The organism is Limnohabitans sp. MMS-10A-192, assembly GCF_003063335.1.
GTDB lineage: Bacteria > Pseudomonadota > Gammaproteobacteria > Burkholderiales > Burkholderiaceae_C > Limnohabitans_A.
Genome location: NZ_NERX01000014.1, coordinates 1 through 19,192, shown reverse-complemented (window position 1 = coordinate 19,192; position 19,192 = coordinate 1). Strand labels below are relative to the sequence as shown.

Annotated in this window: 14 protein-coding genes, 2 tRNA genes and 1 pseudogene; all 17 read right to left on the bottom strand. The window is 57.6% G+C overall.

Translation table 11 applies throughout. From position 1 onward, the window contains the following. Positions 1–102: 102 nt before the first annotated feature. A complete protein-coding gene (locus B9Z43_RS16675; protein WP_233253978.1) occupies positions 103–948 on the bottom strand; it encodes a hypothetical protein in 846 nt (281 codons plus the stop codon). Positions 949–1,115: 167 nt separating this feature from the next. Then, positions 1,116–1,191 (bottom strand) — tRNA-Phe (locus B9Z43_RS16670). A gap of 60 nt (positions 1,192–1,251) precedes the next feature. Next, positions 1,252–1,914: a response regulator gene (locus B9Z43_RS16665; RefSeq protein ID WP_108327044.1), complete on the bottom strand. Its 663-nt coding sequence runs from the start codon at positions 1,912–1,914 to the stop codon at positions 1,252–1,254. Positions 1,915–1,934: 20 nt separating this feature from the next. After that, on the bottom strand, positions 1,935–4,232 hold the full coding sequence (locus B9Z43_RS16660; protein ID WP_108327043.1) for a PAS domain-containing sensor histidine kinase: 2,298 nt from the start codon (positions 4,230–4,232) through the stop codon (positions 1,935–1,937). Position 4,233: 1 nt separating this feature from the next. Beyond that, positions 4,234–4,869, bottom strand: a complete 636-nt coding sequence (locus B9Z43_RS16655; RefSeq protein ID WP_108327042.1) for a DUF4390 domain-containing protein — start codon at positions 4,867–4,869, stop codon at positions 4,234–4,236. After that, on the bottom strand, positions 4,829–6,181 hold the full coding sequence (gene rsmB / locus B9Z43_RS16650) for a 16S rRNA (cytosine(967)-C(5))-methyltransferase RsmB (RefSeq protein WP_108327041.1): 1,353 nt from the start codon (positions 6,179–6,181) through the stop codon (positions 4,829–4,831). The genes B9Z43_RS16655 and rsmB overlap by 41 nt, the downstream gene beginning before the upstream one ends. Positions 6,182–6,188: 7 nt before the next feature. Further along, positions 6,189–6,731 (bottom strand): hypothetical protein, encoded by a 543-nt coding sequence (locus B9Z43_RS16645; protein WP_108327040.1) that lies wholly within the window; start codon positions 6,729–6,731, stop codon positions 6,189–6,191. 98 nt (positions 6,732–6,829) lie between these two features. Continuing rightward, the gene (gene rpoC / locus B9Z43_RS16640; protein ID WP_108327039.1) at positions 6,830–11,047 is read right to left on the bottom strand and encodes a DNA-directed RNA polymerase subunit beta'; all 4,218 of its coding nucleotides are present in this window, start codon (positions 11,045–11,047) and stop codon (positions 6,830–6,832) included. Positions 11,048–11,070: 23 nt separating this feature from the next. Beyond that, positions 11,071–15,195 (bottom strand): DNA-directed RNA polymerase subunit beta, encoded by a 4,125-nt coding sequence (rpoB, locus tag B9Z43_RS16635; RefSeq protein ID WP_108327038.1) that lies wholly within the window; start codon positions 15,193–15,195, stop codon positions 11,071–11,073. Between the two features lie 300 nt (positions 15,196–15,495). Further along, positions 15,496–15,870, bottom strand: a complete 375-nt coding sequence (rplL, locus tag B9Z43_RS16630) for a 50S ribosomal protein L7/L12 (RefSeq protein WP_090140537.1) — start codon at positions 15,868–15,870, stop codon at positions 15,496–15,498. A gap of 40 nt (positions 15,871–15,910) precedes the next feature. Beyond that, positions 15,911–16,417 carry a 50S ribosomal protein L10 gene (gene rplJ / locus B9Z43_RS16625; protein ID WP_108327037.1) on the bottom strand — a complete coding sequence of 169 codons (507 nt, stop codon included), beginning with the start codon at positions 16,415–16,417 and terminating at the stop codon, positions 15,911–15,913. A 257-nt stretch (positions 16,418–16,674) separates the two neighbouring features. Continuing rightward, positions 16,675–17,370 (bottom strand): 50S ribosomal protein L1, encoded by a 696-nt coding sequence (rplA, locus tag B9Z43_RS16620; protein WP_108327036.1) that lies wholly within the window; start codon positions 17,368–17,370, stop codon positions 16,675–16,677. Next, positions 17,371–17,802 carry a 50S ribosomal protein L11 gene (rplK, locus tag B9Z43_RS16615; RefSeq protein ID WP_108327035.1) on the bottom strand — a complete coding sequence of 144 codons (432 nt, stop codon included), beginning with the start codon at positions 17,800–17,802 and terminating at the stop codon, positions 17,371–17,373. It abuts the gene before it with no gap. 112 nt (positions 17,803–17,914) lie between these two features. Further along, the gene (gene nusG, locus B9Z43_RS16610) at positions 17,915–18,496 is read right to left on the bottom strand and encodes a transcription termination/antitermination protein NusG (protein ID WP_108327034.1); all 582 of its coding nucleotides are present in this window, start codon (positions 18,494–18,496) and stop codon (positions 17,915–17,917) included. Then, positions 18,496–18,879 (bottom strand): preprotein translocase subunit SecE, encoded by a 384-nt coding sequence (gene secE / locus B9Z43_RS16605; RefSeq protein ID WP_108327033.1) that lies wholly within the window; start codon positions 18,877–18,879, stop codon positions 18,496–18,498. The genes nusG and secE overlap by 1 nt, the downstream gene beginning before the upstream one ends. Positions 18,880–18,978: 99 nt before the next feature. Further along, positions 18,979–19,054, bottom strand: a tRNA-Trp gene (locus tag B9Z43_RS16600). Positions 19,055–19,065: 11 nt separating this feature from the next. After that, positions 19,066–19,192, bottom strand: a pseudogene (locus tag B9Z43_RS16595) (elongation factor Tu); the annotation flags it as partial.

Sequence of the window (19,192 nt, the reverse complement as noted above, 5' to 3'; positions counted from 1 at the left end):
AAGTTCCCACGTTGATCACTCCCGGCCACCCTTGCTCAAAAAATAAGCAGGATAGGCCAATGAAGCGGCTCAAATTTGGATGCAAATTCCCATCAAAGTGGCTCAGTTTTCAAAGCCAATCAACAGTCCGCCAGTCTTGCCGTCAACCCATATGCGTATGTAACGCACGTCTTTGTGTGTGTGCCACTCAATGTGCTGCCAACAGATGTTCATCGCTTCTGTGCCGTGTCGCATTCCAGTCAACAGCAGCAGTTCAATGTAGTCACGCAGCAGCGGACGTATTTCCTGTTCTACAGCCATACGTCCCTGCGTTTGCCACACGTCCATAAATGTCAGCAACTGTTGAACTTCTTGTTCTGTAAACGCTGGACGTGTTCTCCCCTTCTCGCCACGTGCTGTCAACTTGGGAACTGGCACACGCTCGGAGATGTAGCCACGTGCCACAGCAGTTTCAATCAACTTGTTCCACGCACAAGTAAAGTTGTTGAGTGTTGACGTTGCTGGTTTGCGTCGCATCTGTCTGTCACGCCACAACTCAAACTCACGCACGTCTGTATGCGTCAACTGTTCAAGACGTCGTTCGCCGAAGTACGGTACAAAGTAGCGTTCAATACACGACAGGTAATCGTGACTCGCTGTTTTGCCAGTGCTGCCGTCTATTTTTGTACGCAGTTCAGCACAGCAAACAGCAGCAATTTGTGCGACTGTGTGTGTGCGGTGTGCTAAACCCAGCCGTTGTCTGTAGCGTGCCTCGTCATACAAATCACAAGCAACGGCAATGGCGTGTTCAACTGACGCTTTGCGTGTGCTGACTCTGTGCCACGTACCGTCAGCAAGTCGGTAACGGCACTGATACAGCAGACTGCGGCTTCGTCTGTACAACACAACTTCACCGTCACGCAAATACAAAATGCTGGGCTGTGCTGCTGCGAGTGCGGCGACTGACACGCGGAGTTTCGTGTGCTGCGTCACTGCCTCTGTGTCTGTGCTGTGCGTCATAGAGCAAAGTCACAGCAGCGTAGGCACAAAGTTGCTGTAGCGTTGGCAGCAACGTGTGATTTACGTTTCGGAAAAAGAAAAACCGCCGTTCTACAAAGTAAAACGACGGTTCTAAATGGTGGCCTGGGGCAGAATCGAACTGCCGACACGCGGATTTTCAATCCGCTGCTCTACCAACTGAGCTACCGGGCCGGTAAGCGCAAATTATAGCAGAGGAAAAACTGCATTTTGAAAGGGCCAACAAACAATGCATCAAGCGATGCGTTTGCTGCGCGACAAATCCACGCCCAATTGTTTGAGTTTGCGGTACAGGTGGGTTCGCTCCAGGCCTGTTTTTTCGGCCACTTTGGTCATGGAGCCGCCTTCGTGAGAGAGGTGAAATTCGAAATAGGCTTTTTCAAATGCATCGCGGGCTTCGCGCAGGGGACGGTCCAGATCAAAGCTTTGCTCTACTTCCGGCGCCTGCTCTTCTTCACTGGTCACCGATCCCATGGACAACACACTGGATGGCTGCTGCGGCACGGCCAGGCTGGGCACCAAGGGCTTCATGACTTCACGGGCCAAGCCCTGCTCCACCGCCTTGAGCAGCTTTTGCAAAGTGATGGGTTTTTCCAGAAAAGCTTGCGCACCGATTTTGACGGCATCGACTGCCGTGTCGATGGTGGCGTGGCCGCTCATCATGATCACGGGCATGGTGAGCAACCCCGAGGAAGCCCACTCTTTGAGCAAGCTCACACCATCGGTGTCGGGCATCCAGATGTCCAGCAGCACCAAGTCAGGGCGCATGCTTTGACGTGCCGCGCGGGCTTGCGCCGCGTTCTCGGCCAGCTCCACCTGGTGCCCCTCGTCAAAGAGGATTTCCGAGAGCAGGTCGCGTATGCCCAGCTCGTCATCCACCACCAAAATATTTGCCATATTGCCTGTCTTGTCTCAGTTCATGCAGAGGGCGAAATGGGCCCTCCTGGTTTGCTGTCCAGTGCGAATGATAACGAGACTTGAGCTCCTTTGATTTGGCCGTCCTGCACGACGTTGCTCAATTCAATTTTGGCTTTGTGCTCATCGACAATTTTCTTGACCACCGCCAACCCCAAACCGGTGCCTTTGGTCTTGGTCGTGACGTAGGGCTCAAAGGCGCGTTGCAAGATGTTGGGCTCAAAGCCTGGGCCGCTGTCGGTCACCGTCATGCGCACGCGTGAGCGTGCGGCGTTCCACTCGGTACGCACCCGCACACGGGCATCGGCATGCAGACCGGGCCGTGCATCGCAAGCATCCTGTGCGTTTTGCAACAGGTTGTGGATCACTTGCCGCAGTTGCTGCTCATCGCCCGCGATGGGTGGGCAAGTGGGGTCCAGCTCGGCCACCACCGTGGCGCGGTGCACGTGATCGCTGGGCTCATGGGCATACAGGACCATCAGATCCGAGATCAGACTGTTCAGTTGCACGGGGCGCAATTCAGCGGTGGGCAAGCGTGCGTAATCACGGAACTCGTTGACCAGGCGCTTCATGGCATCGACCTGGTCCACGATGGTTTTCACTGACTTGGCCAAGACTGCATCGTCTTGTGCATCGAGCTTCCCGATCAATTTGCGCTCCAGCCGCTCGGCCGACAGCTGAATCGGCGTCAGTGGGTTCTTGATTTCATGCGCCAGTCGGCGGGCCACTTCGCCCCAGGCCTGAGCGCGTTCGGCCGACACGATTTCCGAGATGTCATCAAAGACCAGCAAGCGCATGCCATCGGGCAAAACCGCACCACGCGCCAGCAAGGTCACGGCGGTCTCGCTCAGGCCTTGCCCGGTGGCATGGATTTCGAATGACTTTTGCCAATGGTCCAACTCGTGCGCTTCTTTGTCCGAGCGCAGCAATGCAAACTGCTCGGCCACGCCTTGTGCAAACTTTTGCAACATGGGCAAAGTCAGCAATGGCATGCCTTCATGGGCAGCCACAGGCACCCGCAAGATGCGCGTTGCACCCGGGTTGGCCGATTGGATGACCCCTTGCGAATCGAGCACCATGACACCTGCCGTCAGGTTGTCCAAAATGGTCTGCAAATTGCCGCGCGCTGCATCGAGCTGACGCAAACTGCGCTCCACCGCTGAGCGGGCATCTGACAGCTGCTGCGTCATGTCTGCGAACGAGCGCGTCAGTCCGCCCAGCTCGTCTTTGCCTTGCAAGGCAAGTTTGGGCGTCAGGTCACCAGCTGCGACCTGTTGCATGCCGCGTGCGAGCAAAAGCAAAGGCCTGGCCAATTGGTTGCCCAGGAAAAATGCCAGCAATATCGCCCCGAGCACAGCCATGAAAAGACTGAGCGTGAGGGTGCCAATGTACATGCGGCGCAAACCATCCCGCGCCAAGGCACGCTCTTGGTATTCGCGGTTGGCGGCCTGGACTTCCAATGCGTTGTTGACCAATGTGGGGGGCAAGTCCTGCGTCAACAACAAAACGCGCTGATCCTCATCGAATGCCATGCCCGATGCGGGCACCAGCACCAGCACTTTGATGCGGCCTTTGTCACCCCCTGGAATCGACTCGTCAAAGCCCTCCACCCACTCGACACTGCCCTTTTGCCGTGCTTCCTTGAATTGCACAGGGGCAGGTCGTTCGGGGCGAATCTGGAATCTTGATTGCCCAGCACTGGCCAAGATGCGCCCGCTGCTGGACCACAAGACCGCATCGCTGACGCCGAGCTGCTCCCGGATTTTTTCAAGACTCAATCCGGCGCTGGCATCACTGACCTCAGACAACTGGGAGGCGGCTGCCCGCGATTGCTTGAGCAAATCACTGCTCAAGGTGTCCAGCGTCGCACGTCCGAGGTTCAAGCCAGCGATCAAGGCGGCCTCAACTTTGACATCAAACCAGCTTTCAATCGATCGGGAGACGAACTGGTAGGACACCACGTAAATCAGAACGCCGGGCACCACACCGACAAGGCCAAAAATGGCTGCCAGTTTGAGCAGCAAGCGTGAGCCAAACTGACCGCGTCTCAAGCGCAAGATGAGGCGCACCGCCCCCCACAAAATGGTGATGAACAAGCCGCTGGCCACAACGGTATTGACCAGAACCAACCATTCATAGTTTTGGTTGTAGCGATCGCGGGTGCCCGTCGCTTGGGTCAACAAGACCAGCAGACCCAAGCCGATGACCGCCAAGCTCAAAACGCCAATACCCCAGAGCCAGCGGCTGGTGCCCCGCTCCATCATGGATGATTTGAGACTTTGCGAGGAAAACAAGGGCATGTCAGCGCACCATCTCAGCGCTTAGACGCAGTTGACGACCGATCTCCAGTCGCCAGTCGGCTTGGCTTCCAGCGGCGATCTGAAAGGGCCTGGGCAGTTGTGAAACATCGAGTTTGAACCGATAAAACACGTGCTGGCGAGCCTCTGGGTCAATGTCCGACATGTCAGCCACCTTCCAGTTGGTTTGCCTGCGGATCACATCAATCGCTTCTTTCAAGCTCTCGAAGTTTTGCGACAGACTGCTGGTCACCCCGGAATGGGCAATGGGCTCACTGGCCACGTTCAGGCGCCAGCGCCTCGTCAAAGGCTGGTATGCCAGGCGGTAATAACGGGTGACAGTGCCCAGTTTCTTGTCCGACCAGTACCAACGGTCACGCATGACCTCGGCCTCGGCCACGAAGTGCACCGCCAAACCCTTGATCAGGGCATCCTCCACGGCGGGACCCAGCTCCAGTTTCAATTGGGCATTGAGCAGCAAAGCGCCTTCTTGGCGCTCCAACTTGAATTCGGTCATGTCGGCTGAAGACGCTTGCGCCCAAGCGGGTGCGCACACAAGCCAGCAGGCCCACAGCAGCCAGCGGCAAGCACGCCGCAGGTCAGACCCGGCTTTTTTCCAGCAGTGCGTAATAAAACCCATCGTGTTCACCGAGTCGATTGTCCTCGACAGGTAGCCCTTTGGGGGTCTGACCGGGAATCAAATGACCCGGAGAGGGGTGTAAAACCGCATCGGTGTTGCGTCGAAGAAACGCCTGCACGGTTTCATCTCCCTCGGCCTTGAAAACCGAGCAGGTGCAATACAGAAGTTTGCCGCCCTCGGCCAACAAGGGCCACAAAGCTTTCAGCAATTGCGCCTGGATTTTGGCGAGCTGCGCGCTGTCGGTCGGGCGGCGCAACCAGCGCACATCCGGATGGCGACGCACGATGCCTGAAGCGGTACAAGGCGCATCGAGCAAGATGGCATCAAAGGTTTGCCCGTCCCACCAGGTGTCGGGCTGGCCCGCATCGGCGGCTTTGACCTGCGCTTTCAGGCCCAGTCGGTTCAAATTCTGATGGATGCGCTCGCAGCGCTGGGCATCGACATCCAGCGCCAACACCTGGGCCTGTGGGCACAACTCCAGCAAATGACCTGTTTTGCCACCGGGGGCGGCGCAAGCGTCCAGAATGCGCCAGGGCTTTGTGGTGTCCATGCCTTGCATGAGCAAACGGGCCGACACCTGCGCTGCGGCATCTTGCACCGACACATGTCCGAGGGCAAAACCCGGCAACTGGTGCACAGGCACAGCCTGGCCGAGCTGCAAACCATCCTGTCCCACCGGCTTGGCGTTCAAGCCCAGCGCCTCCAGCTGCGTTTGGTAAGCGGCCACGGTGTGGTGCTGCCGGTTGACACGCAGTGTCATGGGGGCCGCTTGCTGCGCCATCAACAGCAAGTCTTGCCAATGATCGGGGTGATCGGCTTGCAGGCGCTCGATCCACCAACGTGGATGGTTCCATTGCGCCACCGGGTTCTGGTCGATCGTCGCCACCAAGGCGTCGCGCTCGCGCATGAAGCGGCGCAAGCAGGCGTTGATGAAGCCACTTTGGGCCTGTGTCTGGCGCTGCTGGCGTGCGGCCTCGACCGCTTGGTTGACCAGCGTGTGGATGGGGTAAGGCGCGTCGGCGTCGTTCCAGCACAAAACCAGGGCCGTGCAAAGCAAGGCATCGGCCGCCGGAGGCGGCGCCTTGGCCGCCAATTGCTCACGCAAGGCGGTAGCGCGACCGAGTTGGCGCAGGGCCTGAAAGCTCAGCGCCTGCACCCCGGGACGCAAGGCTTGCGGCACGCGCTCAAGCTGGGCGGTCAGTGACTGCCCCTGCCGTGTGGCTTGCACCGCAGCGGCGGTGGCTTGCAGCAAGCGCCACAAAGGCGCTGATTGGCCAGGCTGCGTTGGCGGGTGTTGTGCGGTAGAAGTCATCGATGGTTCAGCTGGAAGCCACGCTCAGGTCCATGCGCAAGGCAGGCTGGAACTTCAAACGTTTGGCCAGCCATGCGGCAGGGCGCATGTCCAGCGCTTCGTTGTAAGCGGCCACCGCCACGTGGTAAGGGATGACCGATGCCGGCAAGGTCTGGCGCATGCGGCTCAAAGCGATGTCCAGATCGGGCTTGACAGCATCTGATGCGGTCTGCAGCACGCGACGCACCTCGGCCACGAGCTGCTGGTGCTGCTGGACCACCAGTTTCTGGCTTTCGCCTTCCAGGGGCTGCAAGCGAACCTGTGTCAAGGCTTCCAGCAAGTCATCACACACCGTTTGCAGCGTTTGCAAGGACTGGATGTCTTCTTCGGTGGCCATTGATTGGCGTGCAGCGATGCCGCCTTGTAAACGGACCAGCAAGCGCAACCACACGGCGTCCACACTGCTCCATTGGCGAATGACCTCGCTGCGCAAACGCACCAAACGGTTGTGCGCGCCCACGGCCCAAAACAAGACCAGTGCGGCCATCAAGCCAAAGATCAAAGCCACCATGGATTCACCTCTTGGGAATGTCTTGAACAAAACAGCCCCTGACCGCAAGCGGTACAGGGGCTGGTCGCAATCACCGCAAAGCCGGTGATTTGACGCTTTTAGGCGGCTTCGCCCGCGTCTGCTGGTGCGTCTTCGGAAGACTCACCGGCCAGATCGGCGGCTTCAGCATCGGCAATGGCGCGGCGCTCGGCGTCGTCCATGGCGTCTTTCACCTTGCGTGCCTGGTGATAAGCCAGACCGGTACCAGCAGGAATCAAGCGACCCACGATCACGTTTTCCTTCAGACCGCGCAGCTCGTCGCGCTTGCCCATGATGGCCGCTTCGGTCAACACGCGGGTCGTTTCCTGGAAGGAAGCGGCCGAGATGAACGAATCGGTCGACAAGGAGGCCTTGGTGATACCCAGCAACAAGTTGCTGAATGTCGCAGGGATCTTGCCATCACGTTGCAAGGCATCGTTGGTGTTGAGCATTTCGGAACGCTCCACCTGCTCACCGGCGATGTAGTTGGAGTCACCAGAGTTCTCGACCACGACGCGACGCAGCATCTGACGAACAATCACTTCGATGTGCTTGTCGTTGATCTTCACGCCTTGCAAGCGGTAAACGTCCTGCACTTCGTCGACGATGTAGCGGGCCAGCTCTTCGATGCCCAAGAGACGCAAGATGTCTTGTGGGTCGGCGGGGCCGTCCACAATGCTCTCGCCCTTGTTGACCACTTGGCCTTCGTGCACCAGGATGTTCTTCTCTTTGGGGATCAGTTCATCCCAGACCTTGCCTTCTGGGTCTGTGATCTGCAAGCGGACCTTGCCTTTGGTTTCCTTGCCGAAGGACACGGTACCGGTGATCTCGGCCAGCATGCCTTTGTCTTTGGGCGAACGGGCTTCGAACAGTTCGGCCACACGTGGCAAACCGCCGGTGATGTCTCGCGTCTTTTGGCCTTCGACAGGGATACGGGCCAGCACTTCGCCTGGGCCCACGTCCATGCCGTCGCGCACCTGGATCAGCGAGCCGATCTGGAAGCCGATGGTCACCGAGTGGTCGGTACCGGGGATCTTCACTTCTTTGCCAGCGCCGTCGATCAGCTTGACCTGAGGACGAATCACCTTCGCCGCACCGCGACGCTTGGGATCGATCACCACCAGTGTGGACAGACCGGTCACTTCGTCGACCTGCTTGGCCACGGTCAGACCTTCTTCGACGTTCTCGAACTTCACCTGACCGGCGAATTCGGTGATGATCGGACGGGTCAATGGATCCCAGTTGGCCAAGATGGTGCCAGCCTTGATGGTCTGGTCCGCCTTGATCGACAGGATGGCGCCGTAAGGCACCTTGTGGCGCTCGCGCTCGCGGCCGTGTTCGTCATGAATGATGATTTCGCCGGAGCGGGCAATCACCACCAACTCGCCTTTGCTGTTGGTCACATAACGCATCGTGGCATTGAAGCCAATGATGCCGTTGGACTTGGCTTCCACGCTGGAGGCCACTGCTGCACGCGAAGCGGCACCACCGATGTGGAAGGTACGCATGGTCAGCTGGGTACCGGGTTCACCGATGGACTGCGCAGCGATCACACCCACAGCTTCGCCGTTGTTGACCAGACCGCCACGGCCCAGGTCGCGGCCATAGCACTTGGCACACAGACCAAAGCGCGTGGCACAAGTCAGGGCTGTGCGGACCTTGACTTCGTCGACGCCTGCGGCTTCGAGTTCGTCGATCAGGTCTTCGTCGAGCATGGTGCCAGCGGTGGCCAGGACCGAGCGGTTCTCGGGGTGCAGCACGTCTTCGGCAGCGGTGCGGCCCAAGATGCGGTCACGCAGCGATTCGATCACTTCACCACCTTCAACGATGGCGCGCATCAGCGAGCCGTCAGAGGTGCCGCAATCGAGTTCGGTCACGACCAAGTCTTGGGTCACGTCCACCAGACGACGGGTCAGGTAACCCGAGTTGGCCGTCTTCAAAGCCGTGTCGGCCAGACCTTTACGCGCACCGTGTGTCGAGATGAAGTACTGCAACACGTTCAGACCTTCACGGAAGTTCGCCGTGATGGGGGTCTCAATGATCGAACCGTCAGGCTTGGCCATCAGACCACGCATACCGGCCAACTGGCGAATCTGCGCGGCGGAACCACGGGCACCGGAGTCGGCCATCATGTAAATCGAGTTGAACGATTCCTGATCGACTTCGTTGCCATGGCGGTCGATGGTGCGCTCTTTGCGCAGCTGGTCCATCATCACCTTGGAGACGACGTCACCGGCTTTGCCCCAAATGTCCACCACCTTGTTGTAGCGCTCGCCAGCGGTCACGAGACCGGAGACGTATTGCTGCTCGATGTCTTTGACTTCTTTTTCGGCGGCTTCAATGATGGCGGGCTTCTCGGGCGGCACCAACATGTCGTCGATACCGATCGAGATACCAGCGCGTGTGGCCAAACGGAAACCGTTTTGCAACAGCTTGTCGGCGAACACCACGGTCTCTTTCAAACCGCACTTGCGGAAAGACGTGTTGATCAGCTTGGAAATTTCTTTCTTCTTCAAAGCCTTGTTCAGGTTGGAGAAAGGCAGGCCCTTGGGCAAGATTTCCGACAGCAAAGCACGGCCAACGGTGGTTTCGACCATGGACACCGATGAAGTGAATTCACCCGTGACTTTGTCTTTGGTCCACTCAGTCATCCGCACGTTGATCTTGGCAGCCAACTCGACCGCATCCGCATCGAGAGCGCGCTGCACTTCGCCAATGTCGGAGAAGATCAGGCCTTCACCCTTGGCGTTGATGCGGTCACGCGTGGCGTAGTACAGACCCAGCACCACGTCTTGCGACGGCACGATGGAAGGTTCGCCGGAAGCAGGGAACAAGATGTTGTTCGAGGCCAGCATCAAAGTGCGGGCTTCCATCTGGGCTTCCACCGACAAAGGCACGTGAACGGCCATCTGGTCACCGTCGAAGTCGGCGTTGAACGCGGCGCAAACGAGGGGGTGCAACTGAATGGCCTTGCCTTCAATCAGCAAAGGCTCAAACGCCTGGATACCCAAACGGTGCAGCGTAGGCGCACGGTTGAGCATCACGGGGTGCTCTTTGATGACTTCTTCGAGGATGTCCCACACCACGGGGGTGCCGGCTTCAACTTCTTTCTTGGCGGCCTTGATGGTGGTCGCGATGCCCATGGCTTCGAGACGCGCAAAGATGAAAGGCTTGAACAGCTCGATGGCCATCAACTTGGGCAAACCGCACTGGTGCAGTTTGAGGGTTGGACCCACGGTGATGACGGAACGACCCGAGTAGTCCACGCGCTTGCCCAGCAAGTTCTGACGGAAACGACCGCTCTTGCCTTTGATCATGTCGGCCAAGGACTTCAGGGCGCGCTTGTTGGCGCCGGTCATGGCCTTGCCACGGCGACCGTTGTCCAGCAAGCTGTCCACGGCTTCTTGCAGCATCCGCTTTTCGTTGCGTGCAATGATTTCGGGCGCTTTCAATTCCAGCAAACGGCGCAGACGGCTGTTGCGGTTGATGACGCGGCGGTACAGGTCGTTCAGGTCGGAGGTCGCAAAGCGGCCGCCGTCCAGTGGCACCAAAGGACGCAGGTCCGGTGGCAACACGGGCAGCACTTCGAGCACCATCCACTCGGGCTTGATGCCGGACTTCTTGAAAGCTTCCAGCACTTTGAGTCGCTTGGAATTTTTCTTGACCTTGAGTTCGGAGCCGGTCAGATCACCACGCAAGCGCTCGATCTCACTTTCGATGTCGATGCTTTGCAACAGTTCCTTGATGCCTTCGGCACCCATCTTGGCCACGAATTCGTCGCCGTACTCTTTGACTTTGGCGTCGTAGTCGTCTTCGCTCATGATGCCGAACTTCTTGAGCGGCGTCATGCCGGGATCGGTCACGACATACGCTTCAAAGTACAGCACACGTTCGATGTCGCGCAGCGTCATGTCGAGCACCAAGCCCAAACGCGATGGCAGCGATTTGAGGAACCAGATGTGGGCGCAAGGCGCGGCCAGGTCGATGTGACCCATGCGCTCGCGACGCACTTTGGTTTGTGTGACTTCAACGCCGCACTTCTCGCAGATCACGCCGCGGTGCTTGAGGCGCTTGTACTTGCCGCACAGGCATTCGTAGTCTTTGATGGGGCCAAAAATCTTGGCGCAAAACAGACCATCGCGCTCGGGCTTGAAGGTACGGTAATTGATGGTTTCCGGCTTCTTCACTTCACCGAAAGACCACGAACGGATCTTCTCGGGCGATGCCAAGCCGATGCGGATGGCATCGAAGTGGTCATCGGGCGTGAACTGCTTGAACAGGTCGAGTAGTGATTTCATGGTTTAAATCCTTTGCCTGTGAATTAAGAACGCTCGAGCTCGATGTCAAGACCCAGCGAACGGATTTCCTTGACCAGCACGTTGAACGATTCGGGCATGCCCGCTTCGATGGAGTGTTCACCTTTGACGATGCTCTCGTACACCTTGGTACGGCCTTGCACGTCGTCGGACTTGACGGTGAGCATCTCTTGCAGAACGTAAGAGGCGCCGTACGCTTCCAGTGCCCACACTTCCATCTCACCGAAACGCTGACCACCGAACTGCGCCTTACCACCCAGCGGCTGCTGCGTGACCAAGCTGTAAGGACCGGTCGAACGGGCGTGCATCTTGTCGTCCACCAAGTGGTGCAGCTTCAAGTAGTGCATGTAGCCGATCGTTGTCGGACGGTCAAAGGCATCGCCTGTGCGGCCGTCGAACAAATTGGCTTGCGTGCGTGTGGCGGTCAGGCCCTTGGCCTTGGCCAAGCCGTCTGGGTAAGCCAGGTGCAGCATGGCGCGGATTTCTTCTTCTGCAGCGCCGTCGAACACGGGCGATGCGAATGGGAAACCTTCCTTGAGGTTATCGGCCATGGCCAACACTTCGTCGTCGGTCAACTGCGACAGGTCTTCCTTGCGGCCCAGGCTGTTGTAAAGCTGGTCGAACAGCTTGCGCAATTCGGTCACTTTTTCCATGCGCTGGGTTTCAGCTTGCAACATGTTGCCAATGCGGTGACCGATGCCCTTGCCGGCCCAGCCCAGATGGACTTCCAGCACCTGACCCACGTTCATGCGCGATGGCACGCCCAATGGGTTGAGCACGATGTCGGCAGGGGTGCCGTCGGCCATGTAAGGCATGTCTTCAACCGGCACGATCTTGGAGACCACGCCCTTGTTACCGTGACGACCGGCCATCTTGTCACCCGGCTGCAAGCGACGCTTGACGGCGAGGTAAACCTTGACCATCTTGAGCACGCCTGCGGGCAGCTCGTCGCCTTGGGTGAGCTTCTTGCGCTTTTCTTCAAAAGACAAGTCGAAGCTGTGGCGCGTCTGCTCCAGCGAGTTCTTGATGGACTCGAGTTGGGTGGCGACTTCGTCTTCGGCTGGGCGGATGTCGAACCAGTGGAACTTGTCCACGGACTCGAGGTAAGCCTTGTCGAGCTTGGTGCCTTTGGCCAGTTTCTGAGGGCCCCCGTTGGCCACACGGCCGATCAGCAGTTTTTCGATACGGTCAAATGCATCGGCTTCCACAATGCGCAGCTGGTCGTTCAGGTCCAGACGGAAACGCTTGAGTTCGTCGTCGATGATCTGCTGGGCGCGCTTGTCGCGCACGATGCCTTCGCGGGTGAAGACTTGAACGTCAATCACAGTGCCTTGCGAGCCCTGGTCCACGCGCAGCGATGTGTCTTTCACATCCGATGCCTTCTCGCCGAAGATGGCGCGCAGCAGCTTCTCTTCTGGCGTGAGGGTGGTCTCGCCTTTGGGTGTGACTTTACCAACCAACACGTCGCCGGGTTGCACTTCGGCACCCACGTAGATGATGCCGGAGTCGTCCAGACGGCCCAGTTGTTGTTCGGACAGGTTGGGGATGTCGCGCGAAATTTCTTCGGCACCCAACTTGGTGTCACGGGCCATGACCACAAGTTCTTCGATGTGGATCGAGGTGTAGCGGTCTTCCGACACGACACGCTCAGAGATCAAGATCGAATCTTCGAAGTTGTAGCCGTTCCAAGGCATGAAGGCGATCAGCATGTTCTGACCGATGGCGATTTCGCCCAGGTCGGTCGATGCGCCATCGGCGATCACGTCACCCTTGGCCAGCTTGTCGCCACGCTTGACGATGGGGCGCTGGTGGATGTTGGTGTTCTGGTTGGAACGCTGGTACTTGATCAGGTTGTAGATGTCCACACCGACTTCACCGGCCACGGCTTCTGCGTCGTTCACGCGGATCACGATGCGGGTCGCGTCAACATAGTCGACCACACCGCCACGGGTCGCGGTCACCACGGTGCCCGAGTCGACCGCAGCGACGCGCTCGATGCCGGTACCGACCATGGGCTTTTCAGGACGCAGCACAGGCACGGCCTGACGCGACATGTTCGCACCCATCAAAGCGCGGTTCGCATCGTCGTGCTCGAGGAACGGCACCAGCGATGCGGCCACGGACACGATCTGCGCAGGCGACACGTCCATGTACTGGATGCGCTCGGCACCGCACAGGATGGATTCACCTTTTTCACGGGCAGACACCAGGTCACCGGTCAGCTTGCCGTCTTTGTCCAATGTGGCGTTGGCCTGGGCGATGACGTACTTGCCTTCTTCGATGGCCGACAGGTAGTCGATGTTCATCGTGACTTTGCCGTCGATCACTTGGCGGTACGGTGTTTCAATGAAACCGTACTCGTTCAAGCGGGCGTACAGCGCCAGCGAGTTGATCAGACCGATGTTCGGGCCTTCTGGCGTCTCGATAGGGCAGACGCGACCGTAGTGGGTCACGTGCACGTCACGCACTTCAAAGCCTGCACGTTCGCGGGTCAAACCACCTGGGCCAAGAGCCGAAACACGGCGCTTGTGGGTGATCTCGGCCAGCGGGTTGGTCTGGTCCATGAACTGGGACAACTGTGACGCACCGAAGAACTCTTTCAACGCAGCCGAGATCGGCTTGGAGTTGATCAGGTCATGCGGCATCAAAGGCTCTTGCTCGGCTTGGCCCAGACGCTCTTTGACGGCTTTTTCGATACGTGCCAAACCGGTGCGGTATTGGTTTTCGGCCAATTCGCCCACGCAACGCACGCGGCGGTTGCCCAAGTGGTCGATGTCGTCGACTTCGCCATTGCCGTTGCGCAAGTCCACGAGGATCTTGACCACGGCCAAGATGTCTTCGTTGGTCAGCACCATGGGGCCAGTGGACTCGCCACGGCCCACGCGGGCGTTGAACTTCATGCGGCCGACGCGCGACAAATCGTAGGTATCGGGGTTGTAGAACAGGCGCTGGAACAGGGCCTGCACAGCGTCTTCTGTCGGCGGTTCGCCAGGACGCATCATTCGGTAGATGGCCACGCGTGCAGCGAACTCGTCCACGGTTTCATCGATGCGCAGGGTTTGCGAGATGTACGCGCCCTGGTCGAGTTCGTTCGTGTAGATGCACGGGACGTCCTGAATGCCCGAAGTGCGCAGCTTCTTGAGCAGCGCTTCAGTGACTTCTTCGTTGGCCTTGGCGATGATCTCGCCGGTGTCGCCATCCACAATCGCCTTGGCGATCACGCGACCGATCAGGAAATCTTCTGGCACGCTGATGTGCGTGGTGCCCGATTGTTCGAGTTCACGGGTGTGGCGCACGGTGATGCGCTTGTCTTTGGCCACCACCACTTTGCCGCTCTTGTCGGTGATGTCAAAACGGGCCACTTCGCCGCGCAGACGCTCGGCCACAAATTCCATTTGTGCGCCGCTGTCCATCAGACGGAAGTTGTCGTTGACGAAGAAGTTCGCCAGGATCGACTCGGGCGTCAGGCCAATGGCCTTGAGCAGGATCGACACAGGCATCTTGCGGCGGCGGTCGACGCGGAAATACAGGATGTCTTTCGGGTCGAATTCGAAGTCGAGCCATGAACCACGGTAAGGGATGATGCGTGCCGAAAACAGCAGCTTGCCCGAACTGTGGGTCTTGCCCTTGTCGTGTTCAAAAAACACGCCAGGCGAACGGTGCAGCTGAGACACGATCACGCGCTCGGTGCCGTTGATGATGAAGGAGCCTTTGTCGGTCATCAGGGGCACTTCGCCCATGTAGACCTCTTGCTCTTTGACTTCCTTGACCACTTTGGACTGCGAAGTCGATGACTCGCGGTCGTAAATGATGAGTTGAACGCGGGCACGCACGGCCGACGAGAAAGTCAGACCACGTGTCTGGCACTCACGCACATCGAACGCAGGCTTGGCCAGGTTGTACTCGACAAACTTCATCTCCACAAAGCCGTTGTGCGAGACGATCGGGAAAGCGGATTCAAACGCAGCTTGCAGGCCCTCGTGGGTGCGTTTGGATGGAATGGCACCGGCTTGCAAGAACGACGTGTAAGCGTCTTTTTGCATCTGCAGCAGGTAAGGAACTTCGAGCACGCTCTCGCGGCTGCCGAAACTTTTGCGAATTCGCTTGCGTTCGGTATAGGAATAGGACATGAGATCTCCGGGCTTGATCTTTCAGGACTGGGTGCCAAGAGCGCTTTTGGCACTCTCAACGGGCTTGGCGGCTGGCCTCTACCAGCGTTGGCGGACGATTGCGCATTGCACGCAACCCGAACCAAGGGTTTTCTGCAGTCGGGTCAGAAAACACTGGAAAGCAGACTTTGACAAATCCACTTTCCGGTGTTTCGCTCAAACACTGAAAAAGAGCTCAAAATGGGCTGCTTTTCGGTGTGCTCTTCAAGCACCAAAGGCTGGAGGCCCTTGCGGACACTCCAGCCTTGGAACGAGACCGAATTACTTGAGTTCGGCCTTGGCGCCGGCTTCTTCCAGCTTCTTCTTGGCGGCTTCAGCGTCAGCTTTTGGCAGACCTTCTTTGACAGCCTTAGGAGCGCCGTCCACCAGGTCTTTGGCTTCTTTCAAGCCCAGACCGGTGATTTCGCGCACAGCTTTAATCACGGACACTTTGTTTGCGCCGGCTTCCAACAACATCACGTTGAATTCAGTCTTCTCTTCAGCAGCAGCAGCGGCACCGCCACCAGCAGCAGCGGGAGCAGCCATAGCGGCAGCGCTCACACCAAACTTCTCTTCGATGGCTTTCACCAGGTCGTTGAGTTCCATGACCGTCATGCTGTCCAGCGCGGTCAAAAATGCGTCTTTATCGAATGCCATTTTTATTTCCTAACAATTGGTTAAAACACGAACGCTGGCCTTAAGCGGCAACAGCTTCGCCTTCGCCTTTTTTGGCCGCCAAAGCACCCAACACCACAGCGGTGCGGGACATAGGCGACATCAACAAGCCACACAATTGAGCCAACAACACTTCTTTCGAAGGGATGCTTGCCAATTGCTTAACGCCGTTCACATCCAAGACTTTGCCTGCAAATGCACCTGCACGAATGACCAACTTGTCGTTGGTTTTCGCGAAGTCAGCCACCACTTTCGCGGCAGCCACTGCATCTTCAGAGAAGCCATAGATCAGCGGACCGGTCATCTGGTCGGCGACAACTTCAAACTGCGTACCTGTCACAGCACGGCGAGCCAAGGTGTTTTTCAACACGCTCAGCGAAACGCCCTGGCTGCGAGCTTTGACGCGCAGGTTGGTCATGTCAGCGACCGTGATACCACGGTATTCCGCAATCACCAGCGTTTGAGCTTTAGCGGCGAGGTCGGTCACTTCGGTAATGACCGCTTCTTTCTCACTGCGATTCAGACTCAAGGTCTACTCCTTTATATGTGTCGTCGGGTTACCCCTGAAACACGCCTATTTGCAGCGACCAACTGTTTTGGATATTCATCCATCTGCAGCGGGATCGCCATCTGCGTTGGCCCAAACCTTCAGAGTGATCTGTCAGTTTGTTGATTAAGCACAGCGGTGTGTGCACCAACGGTCTTGGATGGCCTGCTGAACTTTTGCAAGATCAGCAGCCCACCACATTGAGCAGGCCTTTCGGACCACTCAAATTTTTACCGCAATCAAGCTGCGATGGATTGTGTGTCGACGCGAACGCCCACACCCATGGTCGAGGACACAGCGACTTTGCGCAGGTAAACACCTTTGCTGGTGGCTGGTTTGGCTTTCACCAAGGCCTCGATCAATGCAGCCAAGTTGCCTTGCAACTTGTCAGAGTCAAACGAACGGCGACCGATGGTGCCATGCACGATACCGGCCTTGTCAACGCGGAACTGGACTTGACCAGCTTTGGCGTTGCGCACGGCGGTGGCGACGTCAGGTGTCACGGTGCCGACTTTGGGGTTAGGCATCAGGCCACGTGGGCCCAAGATCTGACCCAAAGTACCCACAACGCGCATCGCGTCAGGGGCAGCGATCACCACGTCGAAAGGCATGTCACCGGCCTTGACCATCGCGGCCAGGTCGTCCATACCCACCACGTCCGCGCCGGCGGCTTTGGCTTCTTCAGCCTTGGCGCCTTGGGCGAACACGGCCACGCGTGCAGTTTTACCTGTGCCGTTAGGCAAGACCACGGCGCCACGCACCACTTGGTCAGATTTCTTGGCATCGATACCGAGTTGCACGGCCACGTCGATGGATTCATCGAACTTGGCAGTTGCAGCTTCTTTGACGATGACCAAAGCGTCAGCCAGGGCGTACAGCTTGTTGCTGTCCACTTTGCCGGCCAGGGCTTTTTGCTTTTTAGTGAGCTTGGACATTTACACGCCCTCCACATTCACGCCCATGGAACGGGCAGTACCAGCGATGGTGCGAACAGCTGCGTCCAGATCGGCAGCGGTCAGGTCTTTCATTTTGGCCTTGGCGATTTCTTCCAGCTGAGCGCGGGTGATCTTGCCGACCTTTTCCAGACCTGGCTTGGTCGAAGCCTTGTCGATCTTGATGGACTTCTTGATCAAGGTCGCAGCAGGAGGCGTCTTGATGATGAAGGTGAAGGATTTGTCTGCAAACGCAGTGATGACCACTGGCAATGGCAGACCAGGCTCGACGCCTTGGGTCTGGGCGTTGAACGCCTTGCAGAATTCCATAATGTTCAGACCACGTTGACCCAATGCTGGGCCAATAGGTGGCGATGGATTGGCTTTACCAGCTGGAACTTGCAGCTTGATGAAGCCGACGATTTTTTTCGCCATGCTTTTCTCCTTGCGGGTGATAACGCTCTTTCGAGCTCCCCGGGGTTAACGACTCATTTGCAATGTCTGACGCCGAGTCGGGAAGCGCCAGACAGAAAACTTTGGAAACCGCTCAGGTTTTTTCGACCTGGCTGAACTCCAGCTCAACCGGTGTCGCACGACCGAAAATGGTCACCGACACGCGCATCTTGTTGCGCTCGTAGTTGACTTCTTCCACCGTGCCATTGAAGTCGGTGAATGGACCTTCCTTGACGCGGATGTATTCACCCACTTCAAACTCCACCTTGTGGCGCGGTTTGTCGGTGCCTTCTTGCATCTGGCTCACGATTTTCGCGACATCAGCTTCGGAGATGGGCGCAGGTCGGTTCTTGGCGCCACCCACAAAGCCAGTGACCTTGTTGGTGTGCTTGACCAAGTGCCAGGTTTCGTCATCCATCACCATTTCCACCAGCACATAACCGGGGAAGAACTTGCGCTCAGTGGTGCGTTTCTGGCCGTTTTTGACTTCCACCACTTCTTCGGTAGGCACCAAAATACGGCCGAACTTCGACTCCATGCCAGAGCGCGTGATGCGCTCAATGATGTTGCGTTCGACGGCTTTTTCCATGCCCGAATAGGCATGCACCACATACCATTTCAGATCAGGATTGGTGGACGAACCCGCCATGGGAGCGTTGACTACAGCATCGTTCATTATTTTTTCCACCCAAGAATCAGATCGTAAAAAACCCATTCCAGAGTTTTGTCGGTGAGCCACAGAAAGACAGCCATCACCACCACAAAGCCGAACACATAAGCCGTGATTTGCATGGCTTCCTTGCGCTCAGGCCAAACCACTTTCTTGACCTCGCGAACAGCATCGCGGCCAAAAGCAATCAGTTGGCGACCCGCTTCGGAAGTGAAAAACACTGCAATCGCAGCCACCAAACCCACCAGCAAAGCACCCCACTGGACCAAGCCTCCCTGGGGACTCAGCATGGAGTAGGCCACCAACGCAGCAATGACCAATGCAGCAGACAGCGCCAGACGCATTTTTTCGCCAGAGGCGCTCACAGTTTGTACTTCAGACGTTGCCATACGGCTTGGTAACCTTTGTTGCACCCTGAAAAATCAGGGCACTTATCAGACAAGGAAGCCCGCTAGAGACTAGCGGGCTTGAAAATCCACCTTTTCAGGTGGCAGGGGCAGTAGGAATCGAACCTACAACCTTCGGTTTTGGAGACCGACGCTCTGCCAATTGAGCTATACCCCTACGTAAACCTCTTAAGCGATGATCTTGGCAACCACGCCAGCGCCGACGGTACGGCCGCCTTCGCGGATAGCGAAACGCAGACCTTCTTCCATCGCGATGGGGTTGATCAGCTTCACAGTGATCGACACGTTGTCACCA